Below are 25,673 nucleotides of genomic sequence, written 5' to 3' on the forward strand. Positions count from 1 at the left end.
GTGCCGGCCTGTGGTTGTGCGTGCGGGTCCGTCAGGGGCCTTCTGTGGCCTCCCGGCCGAACGACTCGGACATCGCCCGAAATGTCGGGCAGGGCCAGCGCCACATGCAGCTCCTGCAGCGCAGGATCGGATGTGCCGCGTCGCTCGTGATGCCCCCCGCGTCGCGCGGCTGATGGAGATCGAGCAACCTCAGCCCGAGCTCCGAGAACCTGAGCAGCTCCGTACGCGCCCCCGCCAGGAACTCCAGGTCCTCGATCGCGAGGCGGGTGCGGATGGGGACGTAGCCCTCATGGTTCACCAGGGCGCGCAGGTGACCTGCTTCTTCATGCCATGACGTCGCCTTCTCCGTGGTGATGAGGATGGTCTCCAGGCGTTCGCGGAGGCCCTGACGCTGCGGATCTTCGAATTCGTCTGCGTTCATCGATCCGGGGCTCTTCGGTCGTGCCCCAGCCCTTCCTTCTCCGTGAGGCGGTGGCGGTTCCGGTGTCACGCTGTCAAGCTTCGCGTACTCTCCGTTTCCATGGAGCCCAAACGGAGGACAAAAACCTGTGGTTGCCCTATCGGCGTGACAACGTGACCGGAAGCCTCAGCGCCGCTAGCCTGCCCATGTGGAGCTCAAGGTCTCGACTCGATCACATGCCGGGTGCGCACTCGTTGCCGTCACCGGGGAAATCGACCTCTATACGGCGCCTCACCTGCAGTCCGAGTTCACTCGGCTGCTGCAGGAAGGGCCTAGCCGGGTGGTCATCGACATGTCCGCCGTGGATTTCTGCGACTCCACGGGGATGAACGTCCTGCTCTCGGCGCTCAAGCGGATGAAAGAGCAGGGAGGGACGCTGGAGGTCGCCGCGCCGCGTCCCGCCGTACGCAAGATTCTGCAGGTCACCGGGCTCGACTCGGTGTTCACCGTGCACGAAGAGGTGCCGCAGGAGTTCCTCATCACCGAGGGATCATGAGGCAACGCGATCGCGGCTGCGCCGCGCTTGAAGGAGGTGCGGCTCGATGAGCGCTGACACGGCGGTCGTCATCCCGGCCGCCAACGAGGCCGATCGCATCGCCGCCACCGTCAAGGCCGCCGCGGCCCTGCCGGGCGTCGATCTCGTCGTGGTCGTCGACGACGGTTCGCACGACCAGACCGGCAGGGTCGCCCGCGCGGCCGGCGCGCGGGTCGTCCGGCACAGCCGCAACCGGGGCAAGGCCGCCGCCATGGAGACGGGGGCCGAGGCCGTACGCCTCCTCGATGAGGACGACGACCCCCGCCACCTGCTGTTCCTCGACGCCGACCTGGGCGACACCGCCCAGGCCGCCGCGCCCCTCATCGAGCCCGTACGCGCGGGCGAGGCCGACATGACCATCGCCGTCTTCTCCACCAGGGTGAAGCTGGGCGGCCACGGGTTAGTCGTCCGCCTGTCCAAAGAGGGCATCCGCCGCGCCACCGGCTTCGACGCCACCCAGCCGCTCAACGGCCAGCGCTGTCTGACCAGGGCGGCCTTCGAGGCGGCGCGTCCGCTGGCGCACGGGTTCGGGGTGGAGACGGCGCTGACGATCGACCTGCTGCGCAGGGGGTTCCGCGTCACGGAGGTCGAGGTCGACATGGCCCACCGGGCCACCGGCACCGACTTTCGCGCCCAGCTCCACCGGGCACGTCAGCTCCGGGACGTGGCGCGGGCGCTGGCGGTACGGGAGCCGGTGGTCGTCCAAAATTTGGACAAACTACGTCCCAAGCGCTGAACCGGCAAACCCCCTAAACTGACCGCTCATGACCGACACAGACGAGCAGGGCCGTCCTGAGCCTCCCCTCGCCGCCGACGAGCTCGGCACGCTCGTGGGCTACCTGGAGTTCCACCGGGCGACGTTCGCGTGGAAGTGCGCCGGCCTCGACGCCGCCGGGCTCAAGGCCACCGTGGGGGCGTCGACGATGACGCTCGGGGGCATGCTGAAGCATCTGGCGTACGTCGAGGACCACTGGTTCTCCCGCATGCTGCACGACCGGCCCGGCCAGCCGCTGTGGACCACGGTCGACTGGAAGGCGGACCAGGACTGGGACTGGCACTCGGCGGCAGCCGACTCCCCCGAGGACCTGCACGCGCTGTGGCAGGACGCGGTCACCCGCTCCCGCCACCTCCTGGACGAGGCCCTGGCCGCCGGCGGCCTCGACCAGCCGGCCCGGCGCACGTGGCCGGACGGCCGCGCGCCCAGCCTGCGGTGGATCCTCGTGCACATGGTCGAGGAGTACTCCCGCCACAACGGCCACGCGGACCTCATCCGGGAGTCGGTGGACGGCCTCACCGGCGAGTGATTTTCGCTTCGGGCGGCCGAAGGGCGCTCTGTGACGCGGCCCGGCGGCGGCGCGTTCGCTTGAGCTTCGAGCGCGGACCGGATCCCCTCCGCGGGTGTGCTGGAATCTTCCGGTGACTCCGGAAGCGCGGCGCAAACAGGGACGAGGCCGGTTGGCCGGGCCGGCCATGGTGGCGATCGTCGCCTCGATCCTGCTGACCATCACCATCGGCCTCCTGGGCCCGTCCGCGATGGTCCCCGCGCTCACCGGCCCCGCCTGGCAACCGCCCTACTCCCTGGCGGCGCACCCCAGCCCCTACCTCGTCATCGCCCTGGCAGCCATAAGCCTGCTCCTGGGCGGCCTGGGCCTCCTGGCCGCCCTTCTGGCGACCAGCCGCCCCGGCTCCCCTCCAGCCACCACCCGCGACGGCCCCGACTCCACCCCTACGGCCGCTCCGGACGCCCCCGACCACGGCTCGGGGGGTGCCGCTTTCCGCAGGCCCTATCCCGCCCCGCCGCACTGGCTCGGAGGAGTGCTCCTCAACGCCAGGATTCTGGTGCTCGTCGGGTGTGCGGCCGCTGCCGTGCTGGCGTTCCTGCCGCCCTCCGGGTCCGGGGACCACCTCAACTACGCCGCTTACGGGCGCATGGTCACCTTGGGCGTCAATCCGTACACCCACGGCGCGATCGACCTCCCAGGCGATCCCGTCGCCGATGCCGTCGAGGAGCCGTGGCGGGAGGAGCCGAGCGTCTACGGGCCGGTCGCCACGGCCGTGCAGGCGGTGGCGAGCTGGATCGGCGGTGACTCGCTCAGGCTGACGATGTTCGTCCTGGCGCTGTCCAACGCCGCCGCGTTCATCGTGACGGGGCTGCTCATCGACCGCTTCACCCGGCACGACCCCCGCAGGCGCCTGAGAGCGGCCCTTCTGTGGACGGCCAACCCGCTGCTTCTCTACCACCTCGTCGCCGGCATGCACGTCGACACCCTCGCCATCGCCTGCATGGTCGCCGCCCTGCTGGCCAGGGGGCGCCCCATGGGCTCAGGGGTCCTGCTCGGGCTGGGCGTGGCGATCAAGGTGAACGCCGGGCTCGTCGCCCTCGGCCCTGCCTGGGAGTTGCGCCGCCGGCCCGGACGCCTGGCGCTCATGGCGGGGTGCGCGGTCGCGGTGGTCGTCGTCGGGTACGCCGTCGTCGGGTTCGACGCCCTCGCGCCGATCACCCGTACGAGCAAGTCGATCTCCCATGCCTCGTTCTGGAAGCTCGTCCAGGGCTGGTTGCAGGCCATCGTGGGGACGGGGAGCGCGTACCGGGGTGCCATCCAGGTCGGGTCGTTGCTGGTGCTCGTGCTCATCGCGTGGTCGTTGCTTCGCCTGGCCGTACGTGCCGGGTGGTCGAGCGGCGGTGGGGCGCTCTCCAGCCACCCCGGCCCGCTTCCCCGGCGTGTCTCTCCGGCGGCGCCCGGGGGGTTGGACGCGCCGGTGGTCGCCATGGCGTTGGTGGTGGCCTACCTGTTCGCGACGCCGTACATCCTGCCCTGGTACGACGGGCTGGCGCTCGGGATGCTGGCGCTGGTGGGGGCGTCCGCGCTGGACGGGCTCGTGGTCGCGCATCTGCTGGTGCTGTCGTTGGCGTACCTGCCGGCCAGGGTCGAGGGGCCGCAGCCCGACGACCTCGAGTGGCTGCGTACGGTGGTCAGGCCTCAGCTCGGCTGGGCGCTGCTGGCTCTGACGGTGGCGCTGGTGGTGTGGGCGTGGCGAGCTGCAGGGCGCGAACGCAGGCGGCAAGCGTCAGCGGCACCGCGACGGTCAGGGCCATAGCGGGGATGGCGATGCCCGAGTCGTTCATGAGGAAGCCGATGAGGGCGCAGGCGAGTGCGCCGAACAGGCCCGCTCTGAGCGTGGGGGTCAGCCCGTACGCGAGGCCGAGGGCGGCCACGCCCCAGCGTGACGGGCGGGCCAGCACGAAGAACAGGAAGGCCAGCGCCACCAGCGAGAGGAGGGTCAGTGACCAGTTGCCGACGGTGACGCCGATCATCGCGCCGAACTTGCGTCCGATGATCGTCCACGCCTCGCCGTCGATGACCTGCTGGACGAAGGTGCCGAGGTGGGTGCGCTCGGACTCCGGGCGCAGCCAGTCCACCACGGACAGGGCGCCCACGAGCGCCGCCCCCGCCAGCCCGACCAGCGCCAGCAGCAGCGGCGACACCCGCCGGCCGGAGAGGAGGATCAGGAAGACCGCGAGGCCGATCACGAACGCCGGCACGCCCCCGAAGTCCGCCCCCCAGGCCGGCCACCCGTCCGCGAACACCGCGAACCCCCCGTACACCGCACACAGCGTCACCACCACGGCCCTCGACACGCCCTTGCCGAGCAGCCAGTGGGCGATCCCGGCCAGGGCGAGGATGGTGCCGGTGGCGTAGATGGCGAAGGCGATGTTGCTGAAGCCGTAGAACCGTCCGCCGGTCACGGGCTCGTACCCGCCGACGGCGTTCACCTGGAGCGTCGAGCCGGTCATGACGTCGAGGAGGAGGGCCAGCGAGGTGACGGCGGCGACGACGGTCAGTGGGCCGAGCACGTGCGCACGCCAGGGGCCGGCGAACGCCACGGCGGTGATGAGCCCCGCGATGCCCACGATCGTCACGATCACCGACAACATCGGCACCGGCAACGTCCACCAGGGCACGAGCTGCGCCAGAAACGTCGAAACGGTGATCGCCCCACTGACGACAGCCACCACCTGCACGGACTTGAGCACGAGAGACCCGCTCGCCGGCTCGCCGGCCGAGTGGGCGGGGGCCGGCTGGCCTGGGGCGGTCATTCGCGTCGGGGCGCCGCCTGGGGTCGGCTGAGCCGGGGTTGCCTGTTCAGCCCGGCGCTTGGTGGCCGGTGGTTTCGGGGTGGGGCGGCGGTGGCGGAGGGTCAGGGCGGCGAAGGCGTAGAAGAGGAGTTGGGCTATGACCAGGACGGTGAAGAAGGGGCCGCGAACCTCACGCAACACCTGGCTGGCCAGGTCTTCGTCGGCCAGTTCCGTCGCCACGTCGGCGGGGGTCGCGGGGGGTCGGCCACCGGGTTGCCAGGGGCGGCCGACCACGTCTCGGGGCGGGGTCAGGCCCAGGACGTCGATGGCGGTCGCGGTGAGGTCGCTGATCGTGACCAGGGCGTCCTGGCGGGTTGAGGTGGCGGTCAAGTAGCCGTGGGGGTAGGCGGGGCCGGTCGGTGCGGGGCCGGTGGCGATGGCTACGTGGAGGTGGGCGTTCGGGGTGACGTCGGAGATGCCGGCCAGCAGGATCGTCGTGTCGGGAGGGAGCCGGGTGAGCAGGGCGCCGATGCGCCGGTCGGCTTCGGCGACGGCCTTGCGGCGGGCCGCTGCGGGGAGGGCGGCGGGGATGCCGTAGTCGTCCGCAGGCTGTTGTGACCAGGCCGTTGCCAGGTCGGCGGCCTCCAGGACGATCAGGTTGTACGGGGCGAGGTCGCCCAGGGCGGAAGGGGTGGGAGCGTATTTGGCGATATTTCCGGACTTGTCGGCGGCGGCGAGCGCGGCGCCCGGACCTATGGCGGCCACCTTGCCCCCGCCGTCCGTGACGATCTGGCCCAGGGTGCCGAGGCGGGCGTTGTACCCGGTCTTCGACTGGTGGGCGGTCAGGGCGTCCCAGCCCGGGATGGTGGCGCCCGCGCCGCTCTGCTGAGGGGCGGGTGGTGCAGGGCAGCCCTCGTCCGGCGTGCCGGCTCGCCGGCCTGCCGACACGGTCAGCCAGCCCGCGGTGGGGCAGGTGATGCCGCGCCCCGGGGGCGGCACGGTGCGCGTCGAGAGGGAGGCCGACGAGCCCTCGGACATGAGGCGCCACAGGTTGGGGGTGCGCGTCTGGTCGAGGTCGCTCCACTCCAGCCCAGGGACGCCGATCAGAGCCATTCGGCCTTGGAGGGTGCTCGCGGTGCCGCCCGTGGGGGTGGCCGCCGCCGGGGTGCTCGCGCCGCCGGTCGCGGTGGTGGCTCGCCCGACCGGGGCGCCAGGACGAGCGCTGCCGATCAGAAGGTCCTCGGTGGCGGGGCCGGCGCGCAGGGCGGTCTCTCGATGAAAGTGAGTGGCGGGCCACGTGCCCGCTGTGGCGGGGGCGGTCCAGAGGAGGGGGACGGACAGGGCCAGGAGGGTCGTCAGGAGGCGGCGGCGCCGCCGCTTTTCGCGCCGGACCGGGCACGCCATGGCGTTCGGCATGTACGGACCCCCACTAGTCTGCCCCTCGACCAAACAACAGCCACGGTAACGTGCCACACCGTGACAAGTGGCGAGGTACGGGTGAGACGGCGGCAGTGGTGGGCTTGGGTGATCGCGGCCCTGCTCGTCGCGGCGGCCGCGGCGCCGCTGGTGTACGAGTGGCTCACCAACCCCGACGACCAACGCCTGGTCGACCTGGACGTTTACCGTACCGGTGGGCAGATGCTGCTCGACGGCCGCCCGGTGTACGACTACTTCACGCCTGCCCCGCAACTGCTGCCGTTCACCTACCCGCCGGTCGCGGCGATGCTGGCGGTGGGGCTGGCCGGGATGTCGTGGGAGACGGCGCAGTGGGTGTGGACGGCCGGGATCTTCGTGGCGCTGGCGGTGACGGTCGGGTTCTCGTTCCGGCCTCTGCTGGTCAGGGAGTCGCTGCGCACGTACGCGCCGTGGGTGTTCGCGCTGCTCATGGTCCTGTGCACGTACCTGATGCCGATCAGGGACCAGGTCAGGTTCGGGCAGGTGGACATCCTGCTGGTCGCCTTGTGCGTGGCCGACTGCGTGGCGCGGCGGCCGTGGTGGCCCAGGGGGTTCCTGATCGGGCTGGCGACGGCGGTGAAGCTGACGCCGGGAGTCTTCCTGATCTACCTGCTGATCACCAGGCAGTGGCGGACGTTCTTCATGGCCTCCTTCGCGGCGGCGGTGCTGACGCTGCTGCCGTTCGCGGTGATCCCGCAGGACGCGGCCGACTTCTGGTTCTCCGCGCTGCTCGACCCGGAACGCCTCGGAGCGAACGCGGCCACCACCAACCAGTCGATCCGCGGGATGCTGATCAGGCTCTACTGGCCGGACGCGCTGACCTCGGTGCTGTGGCTGGCGATCGTGGCGGCGGTCGGCTGGTACGGCTTCCGCGGGGCGCGGGACGCCTACCGCAACGGTGATCACGTGACGGCGGTCGCGCTGGTCGGGCTGATGGCCGTGCTGCTGTCGCCCGTCGCCTGGATCCACCACCTGGCCTGGGTGGTCGTGGTGCTCGCCGCGATCGCCGGCGACGGCCGCGATCCGGTACGGCTGCGCGTGGCGGCCGGGGTGTGGCTGTACTACGTGGTGCCGGTGCCGTGGTGGGGGGTGTCGCTCAAGGCGGCGGACATCCCGGGCGTCAGCCTGGTGCTGGGAAAGATCGTCCAGAACGGGTTCGGGCTCGGCGCGCTGGCCCTGGTGTGGTTGCTGGTGCATTGGCTGCCGAAACGGCGGCAGCTCGCTTGACTTTCCCGTTACCCTTCGTGTCGTGCTCGTTACCATCTGGGTGATCGTGGGCGCCGTGGCAGGCGTCAGTGGCGTGCTGGTCGGTTACTCGGCGCTGCGGCAGGCCAGGGCCACGGTCGAAGACTGCCGGCGGCTGCTCGCCCGGCAGCTCGGCGAGGGCCGCGGCGACCTCAAGGCCATCAGGGACGTCGCCGTGTGCCGGTATGACGCGCTGTCGGAGATGACGGGGCGGCTGTCGTTCTCGGTGGCGATGATCAACGGGCTGGGCGACGGCATCGTGCTGACGTCCATCAACGGGCGCAGCGAGACCCGTACGTACGTGCGCCCCGTGGTCGGCGGCAAGGGGCAGGAGCCGCTGTCGCCCGAGGAGGAAGAGGCCGTGCGCGCGGCCAGGCTCGGGTTGGGGCCCCTGGTGGCGGGGCCGGTGTCGGGGACGTTCTAGCAGGTGACCCACGCCGGAGATCAGCCGTCGGAGTAAACGGCCGCGAGGCCGCCCACCTGCGGATACCCTGGACGCATGCCCAGACTCGCCTATCTCGGACCGGAAGGCACCTTCACCGAAGAGGCCCTGCGGCTCCTCGATCCCACGGCAGACCGGCTGCCCTGCGCCAACGTGAGCGCCGCGCTCAACGCCGCGCGCTCCGGCGACGCCGACGGCGCCGTCGTGCCGCTGGAGAACTCGATCGAGGGCGCGATCACCACGACGCTCGACGAGTTCGCGTGGGGCGAGCCGCTGGTGATCAACGCCGAGCTGCTGCTGCCGGTGCAGTTCTCGCTGCTGGCGCGGCCGGGCACCGAGATCCCCCACATCAAGCGGGTCTACACGCATCCCGCGGCCATCACCCAGTGCCGCGCGTTCGTCGCGCGCGAGCTGCCCGACGCCGTCGTGGTGTCCGCCCCCTCGACGGCGGCCGCGGCGCAGGAGGTGGCGCTGCCAGGCTCGCCGTACGACGCGGCCATCGCCGCCCGCATCGCGGGCGAGCATTACGGGCTGGTCGAGCTGGCCTCCGACATCGGCGACAGGTCCGACACGGTGACCAGGTTCGTCAAGGTCGCGCGGCCTGGGCCGCTGCCGCCGGCGACCGGGTCCGACCGCACCACGCTGGTGGTCTTCCTGGCCGACGACCACCCGGGCGCGCTGCTGGAGATGCTGACCGAGTTCTCGGTGCGCGGGGTCAACCTGACCCGCATCGAGTCCAGGCCCACCGGCGACGGCATCGGCCGCTACTTCTTCCACTTCGACTTCGAGGGTCACATCGCCGACGCGCGGGTGGGCGACGCCATCGCCGGCCTGCACCGCATCTGCGGCGAGGTGCGCTTCCTCGGCAGCTACCCGCGCGCCGACGGGCTGGTGCCGCAGATCAAGCGCGGCACCTCCGACTCCGACTTCGCCGAGGCCGCCGAGTGGCTGGCCAAGGTGCGCGCGGGCAAGATCTGACCTGGCGGGCCGTGCGGCCCGCCGGTGAGGTGCCCGCAGGTCGTCGGCGGGTTTTCCGGGTGTCGGGGATAACGAGGGGCAGCGGAGGTCCGTACGCCGGTAGCCTTTCCTTGTGATTGACCTGCGTACCCTTCGTGAGGACCCCGACCGGCTACGGGCGTCGCAGCGTGCCCGCGGTGAGGACGACTCGGTCGTCGACACGCTGCTCGAGCTCGACGAGCGCCGCCGATCCGCGCTGACCTCGTTCGAGTCGCTGCGCGCGGAGCAGAAGAGCATGGGCAAGTCGGTCTCCAAGGCGCAGGGTGAGGAGAAGGCCGCGCTGCTCCAGCGGGCCAAAGACCTCGCGAGCCAGGTCAAGGCCGCCGAGGCCGAGGCGGAGAAGCTGGGCGCCGAGCTCGACGGCGTGCTCCAGACGGTGCCCAACATCGTCGAGGAGGGCGCCCCGGCTGGCGGCGAGGACGACTACGTCGTGCTCGAGACGCACGGCGAGCCCCGGCAGTTCGACTTCGAGCCGAAGGACCACCTGGCCCTGGGCGAGGCGCTCGACGCGATCGACATGGAGCGCGGCGCCAAGGTGTCGGGCGCCAGGTTCTTCTTCCTCAAGGGCGTCGGGGCGCGGCTGCAGCTCGGCCTGCTCAACATGGCGATGCAGCAGGCGATCGAGGCCGGGTTCACGCCGATGATCACGCCGGTGCTCGTCAAGCCCGAGACCATGCAGGGCACGGGCTTCCACGTGGCCCACGACAAGGAGATCTACCGGCTGCCCGAGGACGACCTCTACCTCGTCGGCACCTCCGAGGTGTCGCTGGCCGGCTACCACGCCCAGGAGATCGTCAGCGGCGACGAGCTGCCGCTGCGCTACGCGGGCTGGTCGTCGTGCTTCCGCCGCGAGGCGGGCTCGTACGGCAAGGACACCAGGGGCATCATCCGGGTGCACCAGTTCGACAAGGTCGAGATGTTCTCGTACGTACGGCCCGAGGACGCCCACGAGGAGCACCTGCGGCTGCTCGCCTGGGAGAAGGAGATGCTGGCCAAGATCGAGGTCCCCTACCGGATCATCGACACGGCGGCCGGCGACCTCGGCATGTCGGCGGCCAGGAAGTTCGACTGCGAGGCCTGGATCCCGACCCAGGGCCGCTACCGCGAGCTGACCTCGACGTCCAACTGCACCGAGTTCCAGGCCCGCAGGCTCGCCGTCCGCTTCCGTGACAAGGACGGCAAGCCGCAGCACCTGGCCACGCTCAACGGCACGCTGGCCACGACCCGCTGGATCGTGGCCATCCTGGAGAACCACCAGCAGGCCGACGGCTCTGTGGTGGTTCCCGCGGCGTTGCGTCCTTACGTGGGGCTCGATGTCCTGGAGCCCCCCAAGTAGGTGCTCAGAGCCCCGCCGAGGAGCGTCGCTCCTCGGCGCGGGCGTCGCGCCTGACCAGCAGGGCGCCCGCGGCCAGCACGGCCGCCGTCAGGAGCACGGCGAGGGCGACGGCCGTCTGGTACGACGCCAGGGAGCCGTCGGCCCAGGCCCGGAAGGGCAGCGAGACGGTCGCGTGGACCAGCGGAGCCCCGAGCACGCCGGTCAGGACGGGCACCTTGCGCGGCCGTCCTGCGACCGCCAGCCCCAGGCAGACCGGGGCGCCCAGCACGACCGCCAAGAGTCCGCCCGTGCCCATGAGCAGCGAGACCTCCTGGTTCGCCGGCATCGACGCGTGGTCGAACCAGGGGGTGAGCGCCGCCGCGAACCCGGCGCAGGTGACGGCGGCGATGCCCAGATACGTACGCCCGTAGCGGCGCAGACCGGCCCCCATGAAGCCGAACAGCGCGCAGGCGGCCAGGGCCCAGGCCCAGACGAGTTCGCCGCGCAGCGGGACTTCAGGGGCCTCCTCGGGCAGGGAGACGCGGCGCCACGTCCCTGAGACGTCGCGGATCACGACCGAGTCGGGACCGCCGGCGACGACCACGATGTGGCCGCCGGGCCTGGCCTGCACGGCCAAGGTGGTGGGGAAGCCGGAGGGGTCGTCGTAGCGCCTGCTGAGGCGTTCGACGTCGTCCGACGACAGGCGCCAGGACGGCCGCCAGGTGCTGCCGCCGTCGTCCGACTGCTCGACGCCCTTGCGCTCCTCCGCCACGCGGTAACACCGGGTGGCCTGCTTCGGCACGCACTGGGCGGTCTGGCCCTTCCTCTCCTTGTCCGCGGTGCTCTCCGACCATGTGCGGCCGCCGTCCTCCGAGGTCCACACGGTGTGCGGCCAGGTGTGGACGGCAATGCGGTCCTGGTCGTCCACCGTGACGGAGCCGACGTCCGGGGTGGGCGGGGCCGCCGAGGTCGCGGTCACCGCGAGCACGGCCAGGGGCATCGTCACCGCGAGCCGCCAGCGGGCGGCGGGCGGGCGGTGGAGGCTGTGGGCGCGTACCCACCAGGCGAGGGCGAGAGCCGGCAGCGCCAGGAGGTCCGTAGGATCGGCCAGGACGCGCGACGGGCCCGCGAGGAAGGTCCAGGCATGGGAGGCGGCCTCAGCGCCCGTCTCCGTCGTTTTCACGGCCGCGAAGAGCACCCCGGTCACCACGACCGCCACCCCGTCACTCCTCACCCACGGCCCCCCAGACCGCACGAAGCAGGAAAGCCGGCGCAGCGGCCCACCCGAGGAGGGGTGGTGGCCGCTTCCGGAGAGGCGGGAGCGGCCGCCCCGGGAAGGCCGGGCTCCTCCAGGGAGCCGCCGCTCAGGGAGGCGCCGGTCGAGGCGGTGCAGCAGGCGCCTGGTGAGGGCTGCTGCGGGTCGGGTCAGGAGGAGGGCGACGAGGGCGGGGGCCACGAGCAGGCCGGCCACGTCGCTGAGCTTGCCCGTCACGACCCCGGGAGAGGCGGGTTTGAGCAGGTGGTCGTTGACCAAGAGCACGAGCACCCCGGCAACCGTCACGGGGTGGCACAGCCACGCGTACCTCATACCCAGGTTGACCGCTCCGGGGACGGGGCGGTTCAGAGGTCATGTGAGTCGAGTCACACCCGTGACCGATCCGACATCAGGCCCCTGCACAAGCAAAAGACCGGAGCCCGCTGGAAGCGAACTCCGGTCTGTCTCGCTGCTACAGGTCAGATGGCTCGGACCTGAGAGGCCTGCGGCCCCTTCTGGCCCTGCGTGATCTCGAACTCGACCCGCTGGCCGTCTTCAAGGCTGCGGTAGCCGTTGCCGACGATCTCGGAGAAGTGCACGAACACGTCCGGCGCACCGCCGTCCGGGGCGATGAAGCCGAAGCCCTTCTCGGCGTTGAACCACTTGACGGTTCCCTGAGCCATAAAAGCTCTCCCTCAGGATGTGAATCTATGGGACCCACACCTCGTGGGTCCCGGTGTGTCGTACAGCAAGCACCCGGGGTGGCTCAGACAAAGTCATGCTGGTTTTCACTACGGGATCAGCTAATACAACGCCATCACATCTAACACCATTCTGGAGCGTTGGTGTTCCCCTCCCAACGAAGATTTCTGTCAGGCGGCATCACCGGGCAAACTGGAACCTGTTATGCGCAGCCTTCCCGCACCGCGTCTAGTGGCCACCGACCTCGACGGCACCGCGTTGCGTACGGACGGAACCGTGTCTCCCCGCACGGTCGCCGCCTTCGGCAAAGTCGAGGAATCGGGGGCGGTCCTGGCCTTCGTGACCGGGCGTCCGCCCCGGTGGATGGGCGGGGTGGCCAGTGCGGTACGTCACCGTGGCCTGGCCGTCTGCGCGAACGGAGCGCTGATCTACGATCTCCATACCGAACGGATAGTGGAATCTCACCTGATCAGCATCGAGGTGCTCGGGGAAGTCGTCGCTCAGCTAAGAGCGAACGTCCCCGAACTCGTATTTTCGGTCGAGTATGAAGCCGGTTTTGCGCATGAGTCAGATTTCCGGCTCGGCGGGTTGGACCGGGCACTCGGAGCAGCGCGTGTGGAATCGGTCACTTCCCGTCCATGTGCCAAGTTGCTCGCCCTGCATCCCCGCATGAACGCCGACGAGCTCCACGCGGCCGTGGAGGAACTGGTCGGCCATCTCGTGACCACCACCCACTCCAGCGGCAGAGGGCTGATCGAGATGAGCGCCCAGGGCGTGACCAAGGCCACCGCCCTGGCGGCACTCGCGGAGCAGCTGGAGATCAAGCCATCGCAGACCGTGGCATTCGGCGACATGCCGAACGACCTGCCCATGCTGAGCTGGGCAGGCACGTCGTACGCGGTCGCCAACGCGCACCCCCGCGTGCTGGCGGCGGTCGATCACGTGACCGCGGCCAACGACGACGACGGTGTCGCGCAGGTGATCGAGAAGCTTTACGCCTGACGGCGGAGCCCCGCAGGCCCTGAGCAGGGCCTACAGGTAGGGGCCAGAACCGCCGGGCGGCCGCTGCCCCTCGTCACCCGGCACCCCTGGTAGCGCCCTGCGCATCTGCTCCAACTGGGCGCGGGCGGCCATCTGCTGCGCGAACAGCGTGGTCTGGATGCCGTGGAACAAGCCTTCGAGCCAGCCGACCAGCTGGGCGTGCGCGATGCGCAGCTCGGCGTCACTCGGCGGCGTGCCGTTGTCGTCGGTGAACGGAAGCGACAGCCGCTCCAGCTCATCGACCAGCTCGGGCGCGAGACCGTCTTCGAGCTCCTTGATGGAGGACTCGTGGATCTCCTTCAGCCGCTTGCGGCTGGCCTCGTCGAGGGGAGCCGCGCGCACCTCCTCAAGGAGCTGACGGATCATGCTGCCGATACGCATCACCTTGGCGGGCTGCTCGACCAGGTTGGTGACCGAGCGGTCGTCTTCGCCACCATCGCCCTGACCATGGAAATCAGGGCCCACCACCACGACGTGGGGGGTGTTGTTGTCCTCAGCATTCATAACACTCACCGTACTAGCAGGATCTTGCCGATGTGCTCCCCCGAATCCACCATTCGGTGAGCTTCGGCGGCGTCGGCCATGGGCACCTCGGCGTACACGACGGGACGTACGGCACCCGCTCCGACCAGGGGCCATACGTTGTCGACCACGCTGCGCACGATGGCGCCCTTCTCGTCGACGGGCCGCGAGCGCAGCGTCGTGGCGTGCACCGAGGCGCGCTTGGCCAGCAGCATGCCCAGGTTGAGCTCGGCCTTGGTGCCGCCCTGCATGCCGATGACCACCAGCCGGCCGCCCGTCTTGAGGGAACGGACGTTCTTGTCCAGGTATTTCGCGCCCATGATGTCGAGGATGACGTCGGCCCGCACCTTGTCGGAGAAGTCCTCCTCGCGGTAGTTGATCACCTCGTCGGCGCCCAGCTCCCTGGCCCGGTCGGCCTTCTCAGCCGAGCCGACGGTGGTGACGACGTGGCTGCCGAGCGCCTTGGCGAGCTGGATCGCGAACGTGCCGATGCCGCTGGCCCCGCCGTGGATGAGCAGCGTCTCGCCCCTGCGCAGCCGCCCGACCATGAACACGTTGGACCAGACCGTGCAGGCCACCTCGGGCAGCCCGGCGGCCTCGCGCAGCGACACCTGGGAGGGCACCGGCATGACCTGCTGCCAGGGCGCGGCTACGCGCTCGGCGTAACCGCCGCCGGCGAGCAGCGCGCACACCTCGTCGCCCGGCTTGAACTGCTCGACGTCCGCCCCGACCTCGGCCACCACGCCCGAGACCTCGAGCCCCGGGTACGGCGACGACCCCGGCGGCGGGTCGTAGAAGCCCTGCCGCTGCAGCACGTCGGCGCGGTTGACCGCCGACGCCGTCACGTCGATCAGCACGTCTCCGCGCCCGACGTGGGGATCCGGCGCCTCGCGCCACTCCAGCACCTCTGGTCCGCCCGGCTCGGCGATCTCAATGGCTCGCATGCGAACCACGGTAGCCGGGCAAAGAAGTTGTGGGTTGGCGGGCTGCGACCGAGCGGGTGGCGTTACCCTGCAATGTATTTGCTGCCCCTTTAGACCCACCCGAGGGGGAACACGGTGGCAAGACACGATCGAGAAGAATCTCTCGAGGAACAGCTCGCCTGGCTTGACGCGATCAAAGAGACGGAAGAGGCTCCCGTCTCCGTGAGCGCGCCGGCCGCCCCGGTCGACGAGCCGGTCGCGTCGCCGTACCCCAAAGACCCCTGGTCGCTCGTGCCGCAGCAGCACGAGACGCCTCCGCAGCCGCTGTTCAGGGCGGCGGTCGACTCCGCGTACGGCGGCCCGGCGACGACCGAGGAGCGCCCGGCGAGCGACTCGGGCGAGTGGCCGGCCAGGTTCACGGCCGACGAGCCGCGGGCGAGCGCCGCGCCGAGCGTGGACGATCCGTTCCTCGCGCCGCTCAAGCCGCTGCCGCGGCCGGACGACACCGACACGTACGCGCTGCCGTTCACCCCGGCAGAGCCGGCCGGGAAGGCCGAGGAGAGCACCTGGCCGCCCGCGTCCGACTGGCCTGGGCCCGATGACACGGTCCGGGTGGAGCCGCCGCGGGACAAGCCCGCCGCGGAGGACGAGAGCGCCCGAGAGCCGGCCGGGGAGATCAAGGACTCCGGGGCAACCGACACCCAGCCGCGCACCGAGCCCCCGGCTCAGGCCGACGACGCGGAGGAGCCGGCGCAGAAGAAGGCCGAGGAGCCGGAGGAGCAGCCGGCCGCGCGTGACGACCGTCCGAATTGGTCGTCCGATGTGTCCGAAACCCTGCCGCGCACCGAGCGCCCGCAGTGGGACGCCGCCGAGACGCCGGCACCCGAAGCCGAGGACAAGCGCTGGAGCGCCGACCAGCCCGAGACCGACATCCCGCAGTGGGCCAAGGAGGGCTCGCAGTGGAGCCGCGAGCAGTCGGAGGGGCTCCCGCACTGGGACCGCCGCGCGGACGACCAGCCCGCCGCCACCGAGCCGCCGGACCAGCCCACCAGCTGGGTCGACCCGCCGGAGAAGGCGCCGAGCTGGGGTAAGGCGGCCCAGGCGGACGAGACCCCGGCGGCCTGGACCCAGGACCCGGCCGCGAAGGACGAGACCCCGAGCTGGGACCAGAAGGACAAGACGCCTGGCTGGGGTCGCGACCAGAAGGACGAGGCTCCTCGCTGGGACCAGGAGGACGCTCCTCACTGGGGCAGGGAGCAGCCGGAAGAGCGCCCCCAGTGGGTACGCGACCAGCCGGAGGACCGCCCCCGGTGGACCGAGCAGCCCGAGTGGCGCCCCGCCGAGCGGGACATCCCCCCGGTGCGCCCGCCGCGCCGCCCGGCCCCCGTGCCCGTGTTCACGGCACCGCCCAGGCCACCGGCGACCGGCAAGCCCACGGCCGAGAGCCTCGACCCGGAGTCCCTGCTACGCGGACGGCGTAACGCCCCCTCCAAGGGCTGGCGGCGCATCGTCTACAAGGCGTCGGGCGGCTGGATCAAGCCGGGCGAGCCCCCGGAGGTGCGCCGCCGCCGCGAGCTGGTGACCCGCGCCCGCACCCCGGTCACCGCGGGACACCACCGCGTCGCGGTGCTCAGCCTCAAGGGCGGCGTGGGCAAGACCACGACCACGGTCGGCCTCGGCGCGACGCTGGCGCAGGTGCGCGGCGACCGCGTGATCGCCGTCGACGCCAACCCCGACCGCGGCACGCTGTCGGACAAGCTGGAGCTGGAGACCTCGGCCACCGTACGCGACCTGCTGAACGAGCGTGACCAGGTCAAGCGGTACGTCGACATCAGGGCGTTCACCTCGCAGGCCCCGTCGCGGCTGGAGGTGCTGGCCTCCGACCGCGACCCGTCGGTCTCCGAGGCGTTCAGCGGCGCCGACTACCAGGCCGTCTCGCAGGTGCTGGAGAACTTCTACTCCATCTGCATCACCGACTGCGGCACCGGCCTGCTGCACTCGGCGATGGGCGGCGTGCTGGGTCTCGCCGACCAGATCGTGCTGGTCAGCTCTCCGTCGGTGGACGGCGCCAGGGCGGCCTCGGCGACGCTCGACTGGCTGGAGGCCCACCACTACGGCGACCTGGTGAAGAACGCGACCGTGGTGCTGTGCAGCGTGCGGCCCAGGTCGAAGTCGGCGGTGGACATCAAGAAGCTGGAGGCCCATTTCGCCGCCAGGTGCCGCGCGGTGATCAGGGTGCCGTACGACCCGCATCTGGAGGAGGGCGCGGAGATCGACCTGGACCGGCTGCAGGAGCCGACCAGGGACGCCTATCTCCAGCTCGCCGCCAGCGTGGGCGACGGTTTCGCGGGGATCCGCGACTGAGCGGAGGGTGTGGGATTCGAACCCACGAGGCCATCGCTGACCTGGCCGCTTTCAAGGCGGCTGCACTCGTCCACTATGCGAACCCTCCTGTGCGGAAACCACGATAGCGGCTGTCATGACAGGGGTGTACGTTCAGGTGGTGGCGGATCTCGACGTCGAGGTGCAGCGCGGCTCCCGCGACGCGCTCGTGCGGCTGAGCGGCGACCTCGACAAGCTCACCGCGCCACTGCTCAAGGACACCCTCGTCACGCTGTTCACCGAGGGCAGGGTGCAGGTGGTGATCGACGCGGGGCGGCTCGAGTTCTGCGACTCCAGCGGGTTGTGGGTGCTGGTGGAGCACCGGCGCAGAGTCGCCGCGCAGGCCGGGTCGCTGGGCATCGTGGGCGTCCACGGGGTCTTGCACCGGGTGCTCGACGTGACGGGGCTCAGGGCCGCCTTCGACCGGGTGGACCTACGCGGACAGGTGTGACAGCAGCCATTTGGGGCCGACGGTTCCGGCGCCCAGCTTCTCCACGCGTTCGCGCAGGCCACGATCCGCCGTGACGACGAGCAGGCGTTCCCAGGGCCTGGCCCGGCGTACGACGTCCACGATCGCGTCGTCGCCGCTCCCCATGGCCGCGACCACCTGGATGCCGGGCACCTCGGGCGCGCTGCGTGCGGCGCCCTCGACGACGGCCACCATGCGCGGATACCACTGCGCCAGCACCGGATGGCTCAGCCGCAGCCCCGAGACGGCCTCAAGCAGCCGGGTGGCGGCGCCGAGGCGGTCGTTCCACCAGCCCCGCTCGGCCCGCGCCCCGACGATGTTGGCGACGTCGAGCACGAGGGTCTCGGGCTGGAGCGCGCCGCTGACCTCGTCCCAGGTGGCGGCGAAGCCGGGGTGCAGCTCGCGCTGGGGCACCTCGGGCAGGGCCAGCCAGCGCATCTCGTCGCTCTCCGAGTTGGCCGGCGCGGCGGCGATCAGCTCGGGCGACTCGGCGATGACGGTCTCGAACGCCCATCCGCCGTGGTCGTCGCGGTAGACGCCCTGGACGCGGAGCGCCTCCGCCCCCAGCGTGACCTCCTCGTGCGCCTCGCGCAGCGCACTGGTGACGGCGTCCTCATGGCTGTCGCGGGCGCCGCCGGGCAGCCCCCAGGTGCCGCCGTGGTGGCAGCGCAGCGAGCGCTTCTGCATGAGCACGTACGGGACGCCGCGGTCGTCGTGGTGCACGACCAGGAGCCCGGACGCGCCGTGGACGCCCCAGTGCCGATGCCCTTGGGCGCATTCGGTCCAGCCGTCGCCGTCCTTCGCCGTCATGAGGAAATCCTCTCAGCCTCCGCCCTTGGAGAAGTGCTGGTAGTCCTTGGCGCCTGACCAGTAACCACCCCACTCCCAGCCGACCTGGGCGAAGGTCTTGACGACCCGGTCACCGGGATTAATCACACCTTTACCCTTCATTGGGCGCTTGGTGAACTTCTTCGCGTTGCGGTGGGCGGTGCCGCCGCTCGCGGTGACGTACGGGTTCTCCAGCGGGTTGACGTCGATGGCCTCGCCGTACGCGTGGTTCGACCAGTTGCTCGACCCCGTGGCCCGGCGGCAGTTGAAGGCCGAGGTGTTGTCGGCGTCGATCGAGTCGTAGTCGTCGGCCTTGTACGCGTCGACCAGCTTCATCTGCCGGATCGGCCAGCGGCGGTCGTACAGCTTCTTGAAGACCGTCTCGATGTCGTCGGTCACCGTCTTGCGCACGACCAGCTCACCGGTGTGCGGCTTGCCGTCGAACCCCCAGTACGACAGCGTCACCAGCCGCAGGTCGCGGTAATGGACGGGGCACCCGGGGCGCCAGGAGTAGGGCAGACGGTCGCGGGAGACGCGCGAGACCTGCGAGGTGAACGGGGGCGGCGCCGTCGGGCTGGGCGCCGCCGTGGAACGCTCCGACGTCGGTCCGGCAGTGGCGGATCCAGTGGCGGATGCAGTGGCGGTCAGGGTGGCGGACTCTCGTGGCGGGTCGGCCGGCGCGGCCACGGGCTCCTCCGCGGCCGCGCACGAAACGGACGCGAGCACCACGAACGCGATGGCGGCAGCACGCTTCATCTCGCCACCATATGCGACGTCGGGCCAGGTCAGGGCACTACCAGCACAGTACGGCGAGCTCGTTTCGCCAGGCTGGCCGCCACCGAGCGCCGCCACGAGGAGCGGGAGCGGCCCACCACGATGGCGTCCGCCATGTACGTGCTGGCCAGCGCCTCAAGCTCGCGGGCCGCGTCACCGCGCAGGCTGACGAACTGCCACGGCACCCCGGCCCCCCGCAGTTCCTCCCTGAGGTCCTCGGTCAGGTCGGCCGCCGCGTCGGGGATGATGGGCGACCCGGCGAAGAACCACAGCGTCGAGGTGTTGAGCGACTCGACGAAGGCGATCAGCAGGGCCGCGTCGTCCCTGCGGGCGAGCCCGGCCGCGTACGCGAGCGCGTTGCGGCTCGGGCCCGATCCGTCGAAGCCCACGACGAGCAGGCCGGCGCCGTCCTTGCCGATCTCGAACCGCCCTTCGGGGAGCCTGCCTGCCAGCGGCTCCCACTGCGGGTCCGTGCCACTGCCGAACACGGCATCGCTCGCGTCAGACGTCGGCGTGCCTGCCGCGGCGCGTCAGCTCGCGCAGCGCGTCGGCCGCGTAGATCACCAGGGCCACGAACGAGATCCCGGCGAGGGCGCCGCCCAGCCAGAGGTCGTTGACGGTCGCGTCGACGTAGTCGGCGCCGCGCGGCTGGTAGCCGACCGCGAACGGGGCCGCGATCAGCCACAGGCCGCCGAGGAACAGCAGCACCAGGGCGCCCACGCCCAGTTTGGCCTTCATCGGTTGTCCTCCACTCCGACCAGGGACGCCTTGCCGTTCTGGCGGTGCTCGCCACCGCCCGTACGGGTGTTGAGGTCCTCACGCAGCGCCTCCACGAGCGGGGCCAGCAGGCTCGCCAGCTCGGCGGAGGTGGCCTGCGGCCCGGCGGGAGCGACCGGCACGGGCTCAGGCTCCGGTTCGGGCTCGCGGCGCGGCTTCGGCACGACCAGGCCGCGCACCACCAGCTCCTCGTGAATGGCCGCCACGAAGGCGATCGCGCCCACGACGCCCACGACGGCCACGCCGAGGCCGGTGAAGAACTCCGACCGGGTGGCGTTCGTCCAGTCGGCGTCCTCCGGCTGCGTGCCGAGGGCGAAGGGCGCGATCATCAGCCACAGCCCGGCCACGACGGCCAGGGCCGCGGCGACGGCACCCACGAACGTGCGGATCATTGTGTGATTCCTCCTGAGACGAGGTCCTTCTGCGGTGGCGTGGCCTGCGCGATCAGGGCGCGCGAGGTGGGCCGCAGCACGCTCTGCGCGACCGACCTGGCCCGTTCGCGTTCCGAGCGGCCGTCGGGCGGCGCCATCTTGGCGACCGCGGTGAGCAGTGCCGAGCGCTCACCGTTGGCCCGCTCGATGCGCTGGGCGATGAGCTCCAGCAGCAGGCCCGCCAGGACGAGGTCGTCCTTGCTGAGCGGTTGGGGCGTGGGTGCCGGGGGCGCGACCGAGCCGCGCAGCGGCAGCTCCTTGAGGAAGATCGTGGCGATGAAGCCGAGCAGCGCGATCGGCACGCCCACGATGAACACCGTCTCCAGGCCCCGCGTGAACGACTCCAGCACGATGTTCTTGACCGGCCCTGGAAGGTGCTGGATGGCGTCGGGGCTGCCGAGCTTGACGTCACCGCCGCCGGGCAGCTCGATGCCGGCCGCCGCCAGCATCGCGGTCATCTCGTCCTTGAGCCGGCCGGTGAGGATCGCGCCGAACGCGGCCACGCCGACGGCGCCGCCCAGAGAGCGGAAGAACGACACGCCTGACGTGGTCGAGGCCATGTCACGCAGCTCGGAGCCGTTCTGCGCGGCCAGGATGAGCATCTGCATGGACAGGCCGAGGCCGATGCCCAGCACCGCGACGTCGAAGCCGATCAGCCATTCGCTGGAGTCGACGTGCAGCCTGGACAGCAGGAACAGCCCGATGGCCACGATGAGCAGGCCGGCCACGGGGAAGATCTTCCACCGCCCGGTCTGGGTGACGATCTTCCCCGAGATGACACCGGACAGGAACAGCGCTATGACCATCGGCAGTGTCATCAGGCCCGAGTTCGTCGGGCTGAGCCCCTTGACGATCTGCAGGTACTGCGGCAGGTAGATCATCGCGCCGAACATCGCCATGCCGACGAACAGCGAGGCGAGGCTGGTGAGCACGAACGTCCTGTCGCGGAACAGCCGCGGCGGCAGGATCGGGTTGCGCGCGGTCCGCTCCGAGAGCACGGCCAGGGCCAGCATGAGCAGCGCGGTGGCGGTGAGCACGTACGTCCAGGGGGAGTTCCACTCGAATTCGTTGCCCCCCAGGGTCAGCAGCAGCATCAGCGCGCTCGCGCTGGCCGTGATCGTCGTGGCGCCCCAGATGTCGATCGAGGTCTTCCGCTTGATCCGGGGCAGCTTGAGCACCTTCTGGATGACGATGAACGACACCAGGGCGAACGGCACGACCACGTAGAAGCACCAGCGCCAGCCCAGCCACTCGGTGTCCACGATGAACCCGCCCAGCAACGGCCCCGCGACCGTCGAGATGCCGAAGACGGCGCCCATGTAGCCGGAGTAGCGTCCACGCTCGCGCGGCGAGACGATGTCCCCCAGGATCACCTGCGACAGAGCCGACAGACCACCGACACCCAGGCCCTGGATGGCACGCGCGGCGATGAGCTGCCCCATGTTCTGCGACATCCCGGCCACCGCCGAGGCCGCCACGAACAGCACCAGAGCACTCTGGAAGAGCAGCTTGCGCCCGAAGACGTCCGACAGCTTGCCCCACAACGGCGTCGAGACCGTCATCGTCAGCATGGTCGCGCTGGCGACCCATGAGTACTGGTCCTGACCGCCTAGTTCCCCCACGATCGTCGGCAGCGCGGTGCCCACCACGGAAGTCGAGATCATCGAGGTCAGCATGGCGAGCATGAGCCCGGACAGAACCTCGAGGATCTCGCGGTGGGTGTAGTGCCGCTTCGCGGGGGACGCGGCCGGTGCGTGCGCTACCAAGACAACACCACATCCCCTTCGTTCATTTTTGCCCGCGATGAGTATACGTCCGTTTACTAGCCGCTCGGTAAGTGGGGTGGCCGCCGAGTAGAGTGCGGGCATGAGTCCCCAGGTGACTGAGGCCAGGCCGCGCGACCGCGAGGCCACCCGGGAACGGATCCTGCAGGCGGCCCGCGCACTTTTCGGCGAGCAGGGCTACGAGCAGGTGACCGTACGCATGATCGCGGCGGCGGCCGACGCCAACATCGCGCTGGTCGGCCGCTACTTCGGGTCCAAGGCCGGCCTGTTCGGCGCCGTGCTGCAGGGCGAGCCGCGGTTCGGCGCCCTGTATGAGGGCGACGCCGAGGACCTGCCGAGGCGGCTGGCCGAGTACGCCGCCGAGCGCATGCACCAGCCGCCGGACAGCCCTATCCTGCGCACGCTCGAACGTTCGGCCATGCACCCCGAGGTGCACGCCGTGGCCAGGGAGCGGCTGATCACGGCGGTGCTGGAGCCGCTCGCCGCCCGGCTGGAGGAGCCCGACGCCCACGCGCGGGCCCGCATGGCCACCGCGGTCCTGCTCGGCATCGGCGCGACGCGCCGCCGCCTCGGCCCCCAGCAGCCCACGCCGCAGGACGTCGACCGGCTTACCGCCGTCTTCAAGGCGTGCCTGGCCGGCTGAAACTTTCACCGCCCGCATCCGCTCCGACCTGCGACGAAGGGTTCGGGAGCGATCCGATGTCTTTGTCATGCACGGGGGCGCTTTCTACGATCCACGGAAGCCCGTGGGAGCGCTCCCACATGACGGACGGAGATCGTTCATGTCTCGCAGAAGGCCCGTGTTGGCGGTGCTCATCACAGCGGCCGCCATGGCCGCGGCGGGGGCGGTCGTCGCCGCCTCGTCGTCCACCGCCCAGGCCGCCGACTCCGCTTTCTACGTGGATCCCCAGACCAACGCCGCCAAGTGGGTGGCGGCCAACCCGGGCGACAGCCGGGCGGCGGTGATCAGGGACCGGATCGCGGCCGTGCCGCAGGGCCGCTGGTTCGCCACCTACAACCCGAGCACCGTACGCGGCCAGGTGGACGCGTACGTCGGCGCCGCCGCCGCGGCCGGCAAGATCCCGATCATGGCCGTGTACGCCATGCCCAACCGCGACTGCGGAGGCCCCAGCGCGGGCGGCGCCCCCGACCACGCCTCCTACCGCGCGTGGATCGACCAGATCGCCGCCGGGCTCGGCGGCCGGCCGGCCACGATCGTGCTGGAGCCCGACGCCCTGGCCATCATGACCAACTGCATGAACGGCTCAGAGCAGGCCGAGGTCAAGGCGTCCATGGCGTACGCCGGCAAGAAGCTCAGAGGCACGTCGTCGCAGGTCAAGGTCTACTTCGACATCGGCCACGACGCCTGGCTGTCCGCCTCGGAGGCCGCCTCCCGGCTGAACGGCGCCGACGTCGCCAACAGCGCCGACGGCATCGCGGTCAACACCTCCAACTACCGCTCGACGCCTGGGCTGGTGTCGTACGCGAAGAGCATCATCGCGGCGACCGGCGTCTCCAGGCTGAAGGCGGTCATCGACACGAGCCGCAACGGCAACGGCCCGGCCGGCAGCGAGTGGTGCGACCCCGGAGGCCGCGCCACCGGCATCTGGAGCACCACCGAGACGGGCGACTCCGCGATCGCCGCCTACCTGTGGGTCAAGCCGCCCGGCGAGGCCGACGGGTGCATCGCGCAGGCCGGGCAGTTCGTGCCGCAGCGGGCGTACGACCTGGCCATGGCCGCGCCCGAGCCCACTGTCTCGCCCACCGTCACCGTCTCGCCCACCGTCTCGCCCACCGTCACGCCGACGACCGGCCCCGAGGGGTGCTCGGCGACGTTCAAGGCGATCGGCCAGTGGTCGGGCGGCATGCAGGGCGAGGTCACCGTCACCAACACCGGCGGCGCGGCCACCAGCGGCTGGCGGGTCGGCTGGACGCTGCCCTCCGGCCAGACGATCTCCCAGTTGTGGAACGGCAACCTGTCCGTCAGCGGCGGCTCGGTCACCGTCACCAACCTGAACTGGAACGGCAAGGTGGCTCCCGGCGCGACGACTACGTTCGGGTTCATCGCGAGCGGCGGGTCCGGCGGCCCGTCAGGGCTCACCTGCACCACCTCCTAGCGCTCACGCGCACCCGGCCGAGCCCCCGCCCGACGCCTGCGGGGGCTCGGCCTCAAGAAATAACCGGGCAGGCGCCGCTGTTGACCACCACCAGGTCACCCCGCTCTGCGAAAGGCGCGTACTCATGGCTCTGCCGCTGTCCATCCTCGATCTGGCGCACATCGGCGAGGGCGAGACGGCCGCCGACAGTTTCGCCGCCAGCGTGACCCTCGCCCAGCGGGCCGAGGAGCTGGGCTACCAGCGCATCTGGTACGCCGAGCACCACAACATGGACAGCATCGCCTCCTCCGCCACGAGCGTGCTGATCGCCCACATCGCCGCTCACACCCGGACGATCCGCCTCGGCGCGGGCGGTGTCATGCTGCCCAACCACTCGCCGCTGACCATCGCCGAGCAGTTCGGCACCCTGGAGACGCTCCACCCCGGCCGCATCGACCTCGGTCTCGGCCGCGCGCCCGGCAGCGACCAGCAGACCATGCGCGCCCTGCGCCGCTCGCCCTCGTCGGCCGACTCGTTCCCGCAGGACGTGCTTGAGCTGCAGGGCTACCTCACCGGCGAGACCCGCATCCCCGGCGTGCACGCCACCCCCGGCAGGGGCACCAACGTGCCGCTCTACATCCTCGGATCCTCGCTGTTCGGCGCGCAGCTCGCCGCCGCGCTCGGCCTGCCGTACGCGTTCGCCTCCCACTTCGCGCCCGCCGCGCTGGAGGAGGCCGTCGCACTCTACCGGCGCGACTTCAAGCCGTCGGCCCAGCTCGACCGGCCCCACGTGATCGCCGCACTCAACGTGATCGCCGCCGACACCACCGAGGAGGCCGAGGAGCAGTTCCTGGCCTCCAAGCGGCTGCGGGTCACCCGGTTCCTCGGGCGCGGGCGCACGTTCACGGACGAAGAGGCCGACATGATCCTCGAGTCCCCGGCGGGGCAGCAGATCGTGCAGATGGCCAAATACTCGGCCGTCGGCGACCCCGCCGAGGTCAAGGCGTATGTCGACCGGTTCGCCGAGCACGCTCAGGCCGATGAGCTGATCGTGGCCTTCTCCGCGGTCGACAGGAAGGCGTGGCTGCGCTCGGCCGAGCTGCTCGCCGAGGTTCACGCCTCCTGAGGCCGGTACGGGCGTC

At 71.0% G+C, this 25,673-nt stretch carries 25 protein-coding genes and 1 tRNA gene; 14 read left to right on the plus strand and 12 right to left on the minus strand.

Annotated elements, in window-relative coordinates; translation table 11 throughout:
• Window positions 1-31 precede the first annotated feature (31 nt).
• Window positions 32-421, minus strand: a complete 390-nt coding sequence (locus ABZW11_RS13670) for a hypothetical protein (protein WP_355416048.1) — start codon at window positions 419-421, stop codon at window positions 32-34.
• Window positions 422-608: 187 nt separating this feature from the next.
• Here ABZW11_RS13670 and ABZW11_RS13675 point away from each other — a divergent pair, with 187 nt between their 5' ends.
• The 8 genes from ABZW11_RS13675 (at window position 609) to serS (ending at window position 10,568) form a co-directional block, all read left to right on the plus strand.
• The gene (locus tag ABZW11_RS13675; protein ID WP_345393493.1) at window positions 609-956 is read left to right on the plus strand and encodes an STAS domain-containing protein; all 348 of its coding nucleotides are present in this window, start codon (window positions 609-611) and stop codon (window positions 954-956) included.
• A gap of 46 nt (window positions 957-1,002) precedes the next feature.
• Window positions 1,003-1,731: a glycosyltransferase gene (locus ABZW11_RS13680; RefSeq protein ID WP_355416050.1), complete on the plus strand. Its 729-nt coding sequence runs from the start codon at window positions 1,003-1,005 to the stop codon at window positions 1,729-1,731.
• A gap of 28 nt (window positions 1,732-1,759) precedes the next feature.
• Window positions 1,760-2,299 (plus strand): DinB family protein, encoded by a 540-nt coding sequence (locus ABZW11_RS13685; protein WP_355416052.1) that lies wholly within the window; start codon window positions 1,760-1,762, stop codon window positions 2,297-2,299.
• Between the two features lie 112 nt (window positions 2,300-2,411).
• Window positions 2,412-4,094, plus strand: a complete 1,683-nt coding sequence (gene mptB, locus ABZW11_RS13690) for a polyprenol phosphomannose-dependent alpha 1,6 mannosyltransferase MptB (RefSeq protein WP_355416054.1) — start codon at window positions 2,412-2,414, stop codon at window positions 4,092-4,094.
• Window positions 4,095-6,549: 2,455 nt separating this feature from the next.
• Window positions 6,550-7,755, plus strand: a complete 1,206-nt coding sequence (locus tag ABZW11_RS13695) for a glycosyltransferase 87 family protein (RefSeq protein ID WP_355416056.1) — start codon at window positions 6,550-6,552, stop codon at window positions 7,753-7,755.
• A gap of 22 nt (window positions 7,756-7,777) precedes the next feature.
• Window positions 7,778-8,197, plus strand: coding sequence for a DUF4446 family protein (locus ABZW11_RS13700; RefSeq protein WP_355416058.1), 420 nt, complete (start codon window positions 7,778-7,780; stop codon window positions 8,195-8,197).
• 75 nt (window positions 8,198-8,272) lie between these two features.
• A complete protein-coding gene (gene pheA, locus ABZW11_RS13705) occupies window positions 8,273-9,193 on the plus strand; it encodes a prephenate dehydratase (RefSeq protein ID WP_355416060.1) in 921 nt (306 codons plus the stop codon).
• A 112-nt stretch (window positions 9,194-9,305) separates the two neighbouring features.
• Entirely contained in the window at window positions 9,306-10,568 is a 1,263-nt protein-coding gene (gene serS, locus ABZW11_RS13710; RefSeq protein WP_355416062.1) for a serine--tRNA ligase, read from the plus strand.
• Window positions 10,569-10,572: 4 nt separating this feature from the next.
• On the opposite strand, the gene ABZW11_RS13715 is transcribed toward serS, so the two are convergent.
• Together ABZW11_RS13715 and ABZW11_RS13720 are read right to left on the minus strand one after the other, a co-directional pair.
• Window positions 10,573-12,093 carry a hypothetical protein gene (locus ABZW11_RS13715; protein WP_355416064.1) on the minus strand — a complete coding sequence of 507 codons (1,521 nt, stop codon included), beginning with the start codon at window positions 12,091-12,093 and terminating at the stop codon, window positions 10,573-10,575.
• A gap of 188 nt (window positions 12,094-12,281) precedes the next feature.
• Window positions 12,282-12,485: a cold-shock protein gene (locus ABZW11_RS13720; protein ID WP_043619750.1), complete on the minus strand. Its 204-nt coding sequence runs from the start codon at window positions 12,483-12,485 to the stop codon at window positions 12,282-12,284.
• A gap of 250 nt (window positions 12,486-12,735) precedes the next feature.
• Between ABZW11_RS13720 and ABZW11_RS13725 the strand changes: the two genes are divergently transcribed.
• Window positions 12,736-13,506, plus strand: a complete 771-nt coding sequence (locus ABZW11_RS13725) for an HAD family hydrolase (RefSeq protein ID WP_355416066.1) — start codon at window positions 12,736-12,738, stop codon at window positions 13,504-13,506.
• Between the two features lie 30 nt (window positions 13,507-13,536).
• On the opposite strand, the gene ABZW11_RS13730 is transcribed toward ABZW11_RS13725, so the two are convergent.
• Window positions 13,537-14,049, minus strand: a complete 513-nt coding sequence (locus ABZW11_RS13730; RefSeq protein ID WP_355416068.1) for a bacterial proteasome activator family protein — start codon at window positions 14,047-14,049, stop codon at window positions 13,537-13,539.
• Window positions 14,050-14,054: 5 nt separating this feature from the next.
• On the minus strand, window positions 14,055-15,011 hold the full coding sequence (locus ABZW11_RS13735) for an NAD(P)H-quinone oxidoreductase (protein ID WP_355416070.1): 957 nt from the start codon (window positions 15,009-15,011) through the stop codon (window positions 14,055-14,057).
• A gap of 114 nt (window positions 15,012-15,125) precedes the next feature.
• Between ABZW11_RS13735 and ABZW11_RS13740 the strand changes: the two genes are divergently transcribed.
• Window positions 15,126-17,354, plus strand: coding sequence for an AAA family ATPase (locus ABZW11_RS13740; RefSeq protein ID WP_355416072.1), 2,229 nt, complete (start codon window positions 15,126-15,128; stop codon window positions 17,352-17,354).
• A 1-nt stretch (window position 17,355) separates the two neighbouring features.
• On the opposite strand, the gene ABZW11_RS13745 is transcribed toward ABZW11_RS13740, so the two are convergent.
• Window positions 17,356-17,442 (minus strand) — tRNA-Ser (locus ABZW11_RS13745).
• Between the two features lie 27 nt (window positions 17,443-17,469).
• Between ABZW11_RS13745 and ABZW11_RS13750 the strand changes: the two genes are divergently transcribed.
• Entirely contained in the window at window positions 17,470-17,823 is a 354-nt protein-coding gene (locus ABZW11_RS13750; RefSeq protein WP_355416074.1) for an STAS domain-containing protein, read from the plus strand.
• Here ABZW11_RS13750 and ABZW11_RS13755 read toward each other — a convergent pair.
• Genes ABZW11_RS13755 through ABZW11_RS13780 form a run of 6 tightly spaced genes read right to left on the minus strand, consistent with a single transcriptional unit; the run spans window position 17,806 to window position 22,417 of the window.
• Window positions 17,806-18,651, minus strand: coding sequence for an NUDIX hydrolase (locus ABZW11_RS13755; protein WP_355416076.1), 846 nt, complete (start codon window positions 18,649-18,651; stop codon window positions 17,806-17,808). The two genes, ABZW11_RS13750 and ABZW11_RS13755, sit on opposite strands and share 18 nt — an antisense overlap.
• 12 nt (window positions 18,652-18,663) lie before the next feature.
• Entirely contained in the window at window positions 18,664-19,425 is a 762-nt protein-coding gene (locus ABZW11_RS13760) for a M15 family metallopeptidase (RefSeq protein ID WP_355416078.1), read from the minus strand.
• Between the two features lie 29 nt (window positions 19,426-19,454).
• On the minus strand, window positions 19,455-19,931 hold the full coding sequence (locus ABZW11_RS13765; RefSeq protein ID WP_355416080.1) for a universal stress protein: 477 nt from the start codon (window positions 19,929-19,931) through the stop codon (window positions 19,455-19,457).
• Between the two features lie 13 nt (window positions 19,932-19,944).
• Window positions 19,945-20,181 (minus strand): hypothetical protein, encoded by a 237-nt coding sequence (locus ABZW11_RS13770; RefSeq protein WP_355416082.1) that lies wholly within the window; start codon window positions 20,179-20,181, stop codon window positions 19,945-19,947.
• Window positions 20,178-20,612: a hypothetical protein gene (locus tag ABZW11_RS13775; protein ID WP_355416084.1), complete on the minus strand. Its 435-nt coding sequence runs from the start codon at window positions 20,610-20,612 to the stop codon at window positions 20,178-20,180. The genes ABZW11_RS13770 and ABZW11_RS13775 overlap by 4 nt, the downstream gene beginning before the upstream one ends.
• On the minus strand, window positions 20,609-22,417 hold the full coding sequence (locus ABZW11_RS13780) for an MDR family MFS transporter (RefSeq protein WP_355416086.1): 1,809 nt from the start codon (window positions 22,415-22,417) through the stop codon (window positions 20,609-20,611). Before ABZW11_RS13780 ends, ABZW11_RS13775 begins: the two co-directional genes overlap by 4 nt.
• Window positions 22,418-22,517: 100 nt before the next feature.
• Here ABZW11_RS13780 and ABZW11_RS13785 point away from each other — a divergent pair, with 100 nt between their 5' ends.
• The 3 genes from ABZW11_RS13785 to ABZW11_RS13795 all read left to right on the plus strand — a co-directional run bounded on the left by ABZW11_RS13785 (window position 22,518) and on the right by ABZW11_RS13795 (window position 25,657).
• A complete protein-coding gene (locus ABZW11_RS13785) occupies window positions 22,518-23,078 on the plus strand; it encodes a TetR family transcriptional regulator (RefSeq protein WP_355416088.1) in 561 nt (186 codons plus the stop codon).
• A gap of 139 nt (window positions 23,079-23,217) precedes the next feature.
• On the plus strand, window positions 23,218-24,552 hold the full coding sequence (locus tag ABZW11_RS13790) for a glycoside hydrolase family 6 protein (RefSeq protein WP_355416090.1): 1,335 nt from the start codon (window positions 23,218-23,220) through the stop codon (window positions 24,550-24,552).
• A 124-nt stretch (window positions 24,553-24,676) separates the two neighbouring features.
• On the plus strand, window positions 24,677-25,657 hold the full coding sequence (locus tag ABZW11_RS13795) for an LLM class flavin-dependent oxidoreductase (protein WP_355416092.1): 981 nt from the start codon (window positions 24,677-24,679) through the stop codon (window positions 25,655-25,657).
• Window positions 25,658-25,673 lie beyond the last annotated feature (16 nt).

Source organism: Nonomuraea sp. NPDC004580 (genome assembly GCF_040609855.1).
In the GTDB taxonomy this organism is placed as follows: domain Bacteria; phylum Actinomycetota; class Actinomycetes; order Streptosporangiales; family Streptosporangiaceae; genus Nonomuraea; species Nonomuraea salmonea.

What these genes read in the sequence shown, in the direction of transcription:
- ABZW11_RS13670 (WP_355416048.1), bottom strand. Translation starts at nt 421, where the DNA reads ATGAACGCAGACGAATTCGAAGATCCGCAGCGTCAGGGCCTCCGCGAA.
- ABZW11_RS13680 (WP_355416050.1), top strand. Translation starts at nt 1,003, where the DNA reads ATGAGCGCTGACACGGCGGTCGTCATCCCGGCCGCCAACGAGGCCGAT.
- ABZW11_RS13685 (WP_355416052.1), top strand. Translation starts at nt 1,760, where the DNA reads ATGACCGACACAGACGAGCAGGGCCGTCCTGAGCCTCCCCTCGCCGCC.
- pheA (WP_355416060.1), top strand. Translation starts at nt 8,273, where the DNA reads ATGCCCAGACTCGCCTATCTCGGACCGGAAGGCACCTTCACCGAAGAG.
- ABZW11_RS13720 (WP_043619750.1), bottom strand. Translation starts at nt 12,485, where the DNA reads ATGGCTCAGGGAACCGTCAAGTGGTTCAACGCCGAGAAGGGCTTCGGC.
- ABZW11_RS13730 (WP_355416068.1), bottom strand. Translation starts at nt 14,049, where the DNA reads ATGAATGCTGAGGACAACAACACCCCCCACGTCGTGGTGGTGGGCCCT.
- ABZW11_RS13735 (WP_355416070.1), bottom strand. Translation starts at nt 15,011, where the DNA reads ATGCGAGCCATTGAGATCGCCGAGCCGGGCGGACCAGAGGTGCTGGAG.
- ABZW11_RS13750 (WP_355416074.1), top strand. Translation starts at nt 17,470, where the DNA reads ATGACAGGGGTGTACGTTCAGGTGGTGGCGGATCTCGACGTCGAGGTG.
- ABZW11_RS13755 (WP_355416076.1), bottom strand. Translation starts at nt 18,651, where the DNA reads ATGACGGCGAAGGACGGCGACGGCTGGACCGAATGCGCCCAAGGGCAT.
- ABZW11_RS13760 (WP_355416078.1), bottom strand. Translation starts at nt 19,425, where the DNA reads ATGAAGCGTGCTGCCGCCATCGCGTTCGTGGTGCTCGCGTCCGTTTCG.
- ABZW11_RS13770 (WP_355416082.1), bottom strand. Translation starts at nt 20,181, where the DNA reads ATGAAGGCCAAACTGGGCGTGGGCGCCCTGGTGCTGCTGTTCCTCGGC.
- ABZW11_RS13775 (WP_355416084.1), bottom strand. Translation starts at nt 20,612, where the DNA reads ATGATCCGCACGTTCGTGGGTGCCGTCGCCGCGGCCCTGGCCGTCGTG.
- ABZW11_RS13785 (WP_355416088.1), top strand. Translation starts at nt 22,518, where the DNA reads ATGAGTCCCCAGGTGACTGAGGCCAGGCCGCGCGACCGCGAGGCCACC.
- ABZW11_RS13790 (WP_355416090.1), top strand. Translation starts at nt 23,218, where the DNA reads ATGTCTCGCAGAAGGCCCGTGTTGGCGGTGCTCATCACAGCGGCCGCC.
- ABZW11_RS13795 (WP_355416092.1), top strand. Translation starts at nt 24,677, where the DNA reads ATGGCTCTGCCGCTGTCCATCCTCGATCTGGCGCACATCGGCGAGGGC.